The sequence below is a fragment of the Methylobacterium iners genome (assembly GCF_022179305.1).
In the GTDB taxonomy this organism is placed as follows: domain Bacteria; phylum Pseudomonadota; class Alphaproteobacteria; order Rhizobiales; family Beijerinckiaceae; genus Methylobacterium; species Methylobacterium iners.
In genome coordinates, this window is sequence record NZ_BPQP01000125.1 from 1 (window position 1) to 7,123 (window position 7,123).

Genomic DNA, 7,123 nt, shown 5'->3' on the forward strand with positions numbered 1-7,123 from the left:
GGCGCGCTGGGCGCCGTCCTCGAACATGCGCATCAGCTCCGCTTCCGGCACCGCCTCCCCCGTGAAGGCCCGTGGCGACCAGCGTTCGATGAAGAGGGGGTCGATCGAGTGGTCGGGCTCACGCGGATTCGATGTCGTCACGAAGCGTCTCCGGAGGTCGTTGGGAGGCTGCGATCACCCCCATGCAAGCCATGCACGAGGTTGGGGCCGACGCGCAAATGATGGCGGAACGGATCGATCTCGTAGGATGTCGCCGTCGGATAAGGCGAGGTGGATCCGTAGTGCACTAGCTCTTCCAGAGCAAAATAGGTCAGATTTTTCGTTCAAAATGTCGGTTACGGTTTGGTAACCTAGGTTGGTATTCTACTCCGTCGTTAGTAATGCCATCAGACCTGCGGTTCTACATGGTCTCCAAGGTTATTTATTCCGCGTGTGAACTTCGTGCAGGACGCGCCCGCCCACAGAGGCCCGATGGTCTGGAACGATTCGGACCAGACCGAAACGACTCGGCTTCTCCAGCAAGCCGAGAAGGTCATCTCGTCGGGCCGCTACCTCCGCAAGTTCGAGCCTGAACTTGAAGGGCGGTACGAGGCCGACACGCAGGCGGACCGCGTCCGCCGCATCCGGAGGACGATCGTTCTCGGCCTCGCGGTGTTCCATGCCTACAATCTGGCCGCGCTCGTCACGACGCCGGACCTCGTCTTCCTGAACCTCGTGCTGCGCATCGGCGTGATGACGCCCGTCGGTCTCCTCATCGCCTGGTCGGTCGGCAGGGTCACGCCCGGCCTTCGAGAGGCGTTCTGCGGCCTCGGAATGGTGAGTGCCACCGGCATCCCGCTCGTTCTGTTCTGGCTCAGCAACGCACCCTCCTACGTCCTCATGGCCTCCGGGGTCGGGCTGACCGTGATCTTCAGCAACACCACCCTGCCGCTGCGCTTTCCCTGGGCCTGCACCGTTTCAGCGACGGCCGCCGCCGGCATGGCCGTCGCCGTGGCCGCGCGGCCCGACCTCGGTGCCGGGGCCGCCAGCGTGCTCGTCCTCGATCTCGCGACGGCCATTCTGTTCAGCCTGCTCGCGACCTATCGGATCGAGGTCGGCGCCCGGCGCGACTATCTCCTGACCCTGCGTGAAAGCCTGCGGAGCGATCGCCTCGCCGCCGACAACACCGCGCTCGCCCGCCTCTCGCTCACCGACCCCCTGACCGGCCTGGCCAACCGGCGTGCCTTCACGGCCCGGCTGTCGGCCTTCTGGCAGGCCTCGACGCGCGGTAAGCCTTTCGCGGTGATCCTGCTCGACGTGGATCACTTCAAGCGCTTCAACGACCGCTACGGGCACGGCGCCGGCGACGCCTGCCTGCGCGAGATCTCCGCGATCCTCGCGCCGCTCGTCCCGGGCAGGGACGACCTCGTCGCCCGCTACGGCGGCGAGGAATTCGCCGTGCTCGCGGCCGATTGCAGCTACGCGGAGGCGGTCGGCCTGGCTGAGCGCCTCCGCCTCGCCGTGAGCGGGCGCGGCCTGCCTCATGCCGGCCGGGCCGACGGCATCTCGCAGGTCACCATCAGCGTCGGTGTCGCCGTCAGCGCCGGCCACACGACTTCGGCCGCCGCGCTGGTCGAGGCGGCCGACATCGCGCTGTACGAGGCCAAGGCCAGGGGGCGGGACCAGACCTACCCGATGCCGGCGTACTTCTTCGAGAGTGGCGGCGAGGCGCCGGCCGAAACGCCACCCCCGACGCCCCTCTGCGCCTGAGCCCTGCCGTCGCGAAGGCCTGACGAGGTCCCCCCTGCAGGCATCCGCCCTGCGGGTTCCGCGCCGTGAAGCCCGCGGTGCGGCCCCTACTCGACCACCTTCGCGGTCGGGCGATCGTCGCCGGAGGCGACTTCGTCGTGCCACTCCCTCTTCTCGTCCTGGTAGTGGATGCCCTCGGTCGAGCCCGGCACCTGCTGCTCCGCCGCAGCCACCTGGGCGGCTTGCAGGGCCTCCTCGCGGCTCGGGAAGGTCTCCGAGAACACGTCGGCGACCTTGTAGGCGTAACCGCCGTCATGCTCGACGATACGATAGGTGACCTCGCTCATGGTTCCTCCTGAGGCGGTGCTCTTTTGGGCCGGGGATCGTTGCCAGCGCGAACCGCCTGAGACGCGGAGGGGTTCCGTCAGTGGTGCGTCGGCGCCGGCCAGCGGATTCGCTGGACCGCGGCCTCGCAGCCCGCGATGAGCGAGCCGCGGACGTCATCCGGATCGAAGCCGGCGCCATCGGGGAACGCGATCACCTGGACCTCGGCGGCGCCGTCGCGGGAGATGCGGCCGATCCAGCCCTCGGGCGTCCGCTCGAACCGGACCTCGAAAAAGTGGCCGTCGCACGCGAACCGGTGGGCTTCCACGGCCGTATCCTCCATCCAAGCCTGAACCGCGCCGGATGTGGGCGCTCGCCCCGCCCCTTCGAAGCCCCTGCCGAAAGAAATCGTCGATGCCGATCCGTCCAGCCGCCCTGATCCTGCCGATCCTCGTCGCGCTCGCGAGTCATGCGGCGCTGACGCAGCCCGCGGCGGCCGACAGGCGAGATGGCGTGCCAGACAATCCTTTCGCCTCGAACTATCCCTCCCCGTCCGTGGCCTCGCGCCTCGACGCCCCGCCGCGCCGGGCGGCTCCGTCGCGGCGCTCCCGCGGAGCGGTTCGGCGATGAGCGGTCCCTGGACGGAGTGGATTGCAGCAGGCGCTGGCACCCACGTCATCCTGCTCGTAGCCAGCCTCGTGATCGGCCTGATCGCCGTCACGCGCTGACGACGCGCGGGGCTCAGCTCTGGCCGAGCTCGCCCGCGATGGCGCTGATGATGCGCGGATCCGTCGGATCGACTTGCGTGGCGAAGGAAGCGGCGAGGTTGCCGTCTCGGCCGACGAGGTATTTGTGGAAGTTCCAGGCTGGCGTCGAGCCCGGCTTCTCGGTGGCCGCCCAGCGGTAGAACGGATGCGCCTGCGGCCCGCGGACATGGGTCCTGGCGGTGATCGGGAAGGTCACGCCGTGATTCTGGCGGGCCGCCTCGGCGATCGCCATGCCGTCGAGGGGCTCCTGATTGCCGAAATCGGGAGACGGCACCGCGATGACCGTGAGGCCGCGGTCGCGGAAGCGGGTCCAGAGGGATTGAAGGCCGACGAACTGGCCGGCAAAGCCGCAGGCCGTCGCCGTGTTGACGACCAGGATGGGCTTCCCGCCGAGATCGGCGAGGGCAAGCTTCCCGCCTTCCGGCTTGTCGAACGCGAAGGCCTCGGCCTTCACGTCCCCAGCATGTGCGGCGCCGGCCACGAGCGATCCGAGGATGAGGAGAGCATTGCGACGATGGATCGACATGGTTGGCTCCTGACGATGCACGGCCGGCGTGCGCGGCACGCCAGCCTCGTCGGAAAGGTAGCCTGGAACCCTTCCGCGTCCAGAGATCCGGAACCTTTCGGCGAGGCTCAGCTTAAGCGAGGGCCATTCCGACGGACTGAACGGACCACAAGCCATGCGCGCAATGTTGCTGGGAACGATCCTCTTCGCGGCGAGCCCGAACCTCGCGCTGGCCCAGGCGCCTTCCGGCGAATTGGCTCCGTCGGCGGCGCCCGCCCCCGCCGCCCCCGCGACCCTGAGCAACGATCTTCGCCCCACCTTCGTGGCGCAGACGCCAGCCGACCGCGTCGCTTCGAAGCTGATCGGACTCACCATCCAGAACGGCTCGAACGACACGATCGGAGAGATTGCCGACGTGGTTCTCGACGAAAGCAGCACGGTCAAGGCCTGGGTGGTCGGCGTCGGAGGCTTCCTCGGCATCGGCACGAAGTACGTCGCGATCGACCCGAGCGCGCTGAAACTCGCGCGGGTGAACGACACCTCGCTCAAGGCGACGATCGAGACCACGAAGGACCAGCTGCGGGCCGCGCCGGAATACATCTATCTCGGCAAGTCGAAGCCGGCCGACGGCAAGAGCTCGGAAGGCAAAAGCGCCGAGACCAAAGCCGCCGAACCAAGGCCCACGGAACCGAAGGCGCCAGAGACCACCGGCGCGAACAAGCCGGAATAGCGCGCCGGACGCCGCTTCAGTTCCTGGCGGCCAGGGCTTCCCGCACGGTCGAGGCGATCGCGGTCGGCCGGGACTCACGGGCGACGAAGAGGTCTTGATCACTGAGACCCGTGGCCTCTCGCGCGCCGTCGGAGAGATCGCTCGCGAAGACGATGCGCAGGTCAGGGCGCAGGGCCCGAGCCTCCATGGCGAGGCGAGCGCTGCACAGCTCGCCCTCGAGGGTCACGTCCGAGACCAGCACGTCGACGGGGAGCCCGAGGGCCAGCACCGTCATGGCGTCGACGCCGCAATCGACCGTCGTGGCGCGGTATCCGGCTCGCCGGATCTGCGAGGCGACCTCGTCGCGCCAATGCTTCCGACGACCGGCGATCAGGACCTGGACGCCGTAGGCGCCGCCCGCTTGATGGGTCGTCGGAGACTCGCCGGCGCGCTGCGACATGTTCGTAACCGACACCCCGGTTGGTTTGCGTTGCAGCATCGTATGTCACGATCGCGCGACGGCACAAGGGCAGCGCGCCGGGATGCGGTGTCCAAAAGGGAGCCCGTTCCCCTACCGGTTGCCGGCGGCGGCGGTTGACGTCGCCGTTGCGGGCGGGGCAACAGGTCCCGCGCCCTGACGGTCGGGCGCGAAGACCGGAGATGCGAGCCCGATGTCGTCTTCGAAAGCCACGCCCGTTTCTCCGCTGGCGCCCGCGATCTATCCTGACCTGCCTGCCGTACGCGGCGTCGGCCTCGCGACGGCGCAGGCCTGCATCCGCTATTCGGGCCGCACCGACGTGCTCTACGTCGCTCTCGCCGAGGGCACCGTCGCGGCGGGCGTGTTCACCCGCTCGAAATGTCCGTCCGCGCCCGTCGATTGGTGCAGGGATGCGCTGCACGGCGGCTCGGCCCGGGCGCTCGTCGTCAATTCAGGGAACGCGAACGCCTTCACCGGCCTGCGGGGCCGCGAATCCGTGGCGCGCACGGCCGAGATCGCGGCGCGGGCCGCCGGCTGCGAGGCGGGGCAAGTCTTCATCGCCTCGACCGGCGTCATCGGCGAGCCCTTGGACGCCGGCAAGTTCGAGGGCGTGCTCGCCGATTGCGCGGGGCGCGTCGATCCGGGCGCCGACGCTTGGGCGGCGGCGGCCCAGGCAATCATGACGACGGACACCTTCCCGAAGCGCGCGACCCGGAACGTGCGGATCGGCGACACGAGCGTGACGATCAACGGCATCGCCAAGGGTGCCGGGATGATCGCGCCCGACATGGCGACGATGCTCGCCTTCGTCTTCACCGATGCCGCCCTGCCCCAGGCGGTGCTCCAGGACGTCCTGGTGGCGGGAACGGCCAAGAGCTTCAACTGCGTCACGGTCGACGGCGATACCTCGACCTCGGACACGCTTCTCCTCTTCGCGACGGGGCGCGCCGGCAACGATCCTGTGAACGAGGCCGTTGATCCGCGCCTCGCCGCGTTCCGGGAGGCCCTCGACGATCTCCTGATCGAGCTGGCGCAGCTCGTGGCCCGCGACGGCGAGGGCGCGCGCAAGTTCGTCACCGTGGAGGTGGAAGGCGCAGAAGGCGACGCCTCGGCGCATCGCATCGCCATGTCGATCGCGAACTCGCCCCTCGTGAAGACGGCCATCGCCGGCGAGGACGCCAATTGGGGTCGCGTCGTCATGGCGGTCGGCAAGGCCGGCGAACCCGCCGACCGCGACCGCCTGGCGATCTGGTTCGGTGACGTCCGAGTCGCCCGGGAAGGCGCGCGGGACCCGGATTACAGCGAGGCCGCAGCGAGCGCCGTGATGCGCGAGCCGAAGGTGACCGTCCGGGTCGATCTCGGCCTCAGCTCGGGTCGCGCCCGCGTCTGGACCTGCGATCTGACCAGCGGCTACATCGCGATCAACGGCGATTACCGCTCGTGAGGCCGGGGCCGCTCGCGCTCGTTGGGCTGGCGGCAGCCCTCCTGCTTCCGGGGCCCGGAACGGCGCAGGAGCGTGGCGCCAGCGAGGGGCGTATCAGCGTCCTCGGCCGCGCCAGGGCCGCGCTGCAGCCGGACTTCGCCAGCGTGGAGATCGGGGTCGAGTCGCGGGGGCAGACGCCGGCGGCGGCGCTGGATGGTGCAAGTCAGGCGGTCCAAGCCGTCATCGCGCTCGCGACTGCGTTCGGCATCGCTCCGGAGGATGTCGAGACCGCCGCGGTGACGCTCCAGCCCGTGAACCGGACGGTCCGCCAGCCCGACGGCTCGGTCGCCGAGCGGCTGGACGGGTACCGATCCGCCAACACGGTCCGGATCAGGCTCGGTGACATGAACCGCCTCGGCGACCTCATGCGCAAGGCTCTCGACGCCGGCGCGAATCGCATCGAAGGCGTGGGCTTCGGTTTGCGCGACCCCGAGGGCGCCGAGTCGGCGGTTCGGCTCGCGGCCGTGAAGGACGCGAGCCAACAGGCGGCGCGCCTGGCCGAAGCGGCCGGCGTCCGGCTGGGCAGGGTCGTCTCCATCGAGGTTCCGCCTCAGGGCGCCAATCCGGCGATGGCGCGCAACGCCGCACCGCTTCGCGCGAGTCGCGGGACGGCGGTGCCGCTAATGGCGGGCACGATCGAGGCGACGGCCGAGGTCGCAACAACCTTCGCGATCCAGCCTTGACCATAGCGCGCCTGCTCCTCGTCGTGGCCGTGGCGCTCGTCGACGCTGACGGCCGCGTGCTCCTCGCGCAGCGCCCGGAGGGCAAGCAGCTCGCCGGCCTCTGGGAATTCCCGGGCGGGAAAGTCGAACCGGGCGAGCGGCCCGAGGAGACCCTGATCCGCGAGTTGCGCGAGGAGTTGGGTATCACGGTCGCCGAGCCCTGCCTCGCGCCGCTCACCTTCGCGAGCCACGCCTATCCCGACTTTCACCTGTTGATGCCGCTCTACGTGTGCCGACGCTGGGACGGCCAGCCGTGCCCCCTCGAAGCGCAGGCGCTCGCCTGGGTCAGGCCGGGTGCCCTCAGGGAGCGACCGATGCCGCCCGCGGACGCGCCGCTGATTCCGTTCCTCATCGATCTGCTGGGTCCCTGACGGGACGTTGCCAGCGGAACGCAAAAAGGCCCGGCG

The 7,123-nt window shown here is 69.5% G+C and carries 10 protein-coding genes; 6 read left to right on the forward strand and 4 right to left on the reverse strand.

All coding sequences use genetic code 11. From position 1 onward, the window contains the following. The first annotated feature begins 471 nt into the window (after positions 1-471). Positions 472-1,749, forward strand: a complete 1,278-nt coding sequence (locus MFF55_RS25655) for a GGDEF domain-containing protein (RefSeq protein WP_238246932.1) — start codon at positions 472-474, stop codon at positions 1,747-1,749. Positions 1,750-1,835: 86 nt separating this feature from the next. Here MFF55_RS25655 and MFF55_RS25660 read toward each other — a convergent pair whose 3' ends face one another. Both MFF55_RS25660 and MFF55_RS25665 read right to left on the reverse strand, forming a co-directional pair. Further along, the gene (locus MFF55_RS25660; protein ID WP_238246933.1) at positions 1,836-2,075 is read right to left on the reverse strand and encodes a DUF2188 domain-containing protein; all 240 of its coding nucleotides are present in this window, start codon (positions 2,073-2,075) and stop codon (positions 1,836-1,838) included. Between the two features lie 77 nt (positions 2,076-2,152). Further along, on the reverse strand, positions 2,153-2,380 hold the full coding sequence (locus MFF55_RS25665) for a hypothetical protein (protein WP_238246934.1): 228 nt from the start codon (positions 2,378-2,380) through the stop codon (positions 2,153-2,155). An 86-nt stretch (positions 2,381-2,466) separates the two neighbouring features. On the opposite strand from MFF55_RS25665, the gene MFF55_RS25670 reads away from it, so the two are divergent. Next, positions 2,467-2,682: a hypothetical protein gene (locus MFF55_RS25670; protein WP_238246935.1), complete on the forward strand. Its 216-nt coding sequence runs from the start codon at positions 2,467-2,469 to the stop codon at positions 2,680-2,682. A 111-nt stretch (positions 2,683-2,793) separates the two neighbouring features. On the opposite strand, the gene MFF55_RS25675 is transcribed toward MFF55_RS25670, so the two are convergent. Further along, the gene (locus MFF55_RS25675) at positions 2,794-3,345 is read right to left on the reverse strand and encodes a glutathione peroxidase (RefSeq protein WP_238246936.1); all 552 of its coding nucleotides are present in this window, start codon (positions 3,343-3,345) and stop codon (positions 2,794-2,796) included. A gap of 154 nt (positions 3,346-3,499) precedes the next feature. Here MFF55_RS25675 and MFF55_RS25680 point away from each other — a divergent pair, with 154 nt between their 5' ends. Continuing rightward, complete coding sequence (locus tag MFF55_RS25680; RefSeq protein ID WP_238246937.1) at positions 3,500-4,054, forward strand: PRC-barrel domain-containing protein; 555 nt, start codon at positions 3,500-3,502, stop codon at positions 4,052-4,054. 16 nt (positions 4,055-4,070) lie between these two features. Here the strand turns inward: MFF55_RS25680 and MFF55_RS25685 are convergent, their stop codons facing one another. Next, positions 4,071-4,493, reverse strand: coding sequence for a response regulator (locus tag MFF55_RS25685; protein ID WP_238246938.1), 423 nt, complete (start codon positions 4,491-4,493; stop codon positions 4,071-4,073). Between the two features lie 211 nt (positions 4,494-4,704). Here MFF55_RS25685 and argJ point away from each other — a divergent pair, with 211 nt between their 5' ends. Genes argJ through MFF55_RS25700 form a run of 3 tightly spaced genes read left to right on the forward strand, consistent with a single transcriptional unit; the run spans position 4,705 to position 7,087 of the window. Continuing rightward, positions 4,705-5,955: a bifunctional glutamate N-acetyltransferase/amino-acid acetyltransferase ArgJ gene (gene argJ, locus MFF55_RS25690; RefSeq protein ID WP_238246939.1), complete on the forward strand. Its 1,251-nt coding sequence runs from the start codon at positions 4,705-4,707 to the stop codon at positions 5,953-5,955. Beyond that, entirely contained in the window at positions 5,952-6,677 is a 726-nt protein-coding gene (locus MFF55_RS25695) for an SIMPL domain-containing protein (RefSeq protein WP_238246940.1), read from the forward strand. The genes argJ and MFF55_RS25695 overlap by 4 nt, the downstream gene beginning before the upstream one ends. Beyond that, positions 6,674-7,087: a (deoxy)nucleoside triphosphate pyrophosphohydrolase gene (locus MFF55_RS25700; RefSeq protein WP_283206803.1), complete on the forward strand. Its 414-nt coding sequence runs from the start codon at positions 6,674-6,676 to the stop codon at positions 7,085-7,087. Before MFF55_RS25695 ends, MFF55_RS25700 begins: the two co-directional genes overlap by 4 nt. Positions 7,088-7,123: the final 36 nt, after the last annotated feature.